The following is a 563-nucleotide window of genomic DNA, read 5'->3' as shown; positions in this document are numbered from 1 at the left end:
TTGTTCGTCCTGGCTGTCGCGAAGCGCCCACGCACCCAGCCCCACCACCACGGCGGCGGCCGCGACGACAGCCCCACTACCGACGAGCAGTCGGCTCGATCTCGGTCGCCGCACGGGGCCCGACGGTGCTGGCAGCGACGAGATGACCTGTGCGGGAATGGGGGCGGCCGCGGCCGGAGACACCGGTGGGGTTGGCTCCTCGACCTTCCCGCTGGACGTTTCATGGCTGGTGGTCGCCGCCGGTGCGGGAGTGAACGACGGATACCAGCGGGCCAGCTCGCCCGCTGTCGGGTCCGGCCGCGGAATGTTGGTATCTGTCATCATCGAATCCCTTTCTGTGCGGGCCCGGTTCCCCGGACGAGAGCCGTCCGGGGAACCGGGTCGGTCATCCGGCCGCGACCGGGGTCGTCGACGTCGGACGGGCGCTTGTCGTCGACGTTCTCGGCGACGACGGCGGGGCAGACGTGCTGGTCCGCTGGGTCGTCGGGGTCGACGAGCTGATACGAGGCGTCGAAGTATCGGCCGAGGAGTCGGCTCCACTCGCGATGTCCTTGGCCAGCGCG

General features: G+C 70.5%; 1 protein-coding gene and 1 pseudogene. Both read right to left on the bottom strand.

What is annotated here, in order from left to right:
- A pseudogene (locus tag MLGJGCBP_RS24125) lies at positions 1 to 324 on the bottom strand (hypothetical protein); the annotation flags it as partial.
- Positions 321 to 563 (bottom strand): hypothetical protein (locus MLGJGCBP_RS24120; RefSeq protein ID WP_160098648.1); only part of this gene is annotated, 243 nt, incomplete at its 5' end. The pseudogene MLGJGCBP_RS24125 and the gene MLGJGCBP_RS24120, both read right to left, overlap by 4 nt.

This window comes from Rhodococcus sp. T7 (assembly GCF_009872365.1).
GTDB lineage: Bacteria > Actinomycetota > Actinomycetes > Mycobacteriales > Mycobacteriaceae > Rhodococcus_F.
Note: the sequence above shows the minus strand (reverse complement) of the source record. Positions and strands in the feature narration are given on the sequence as shown.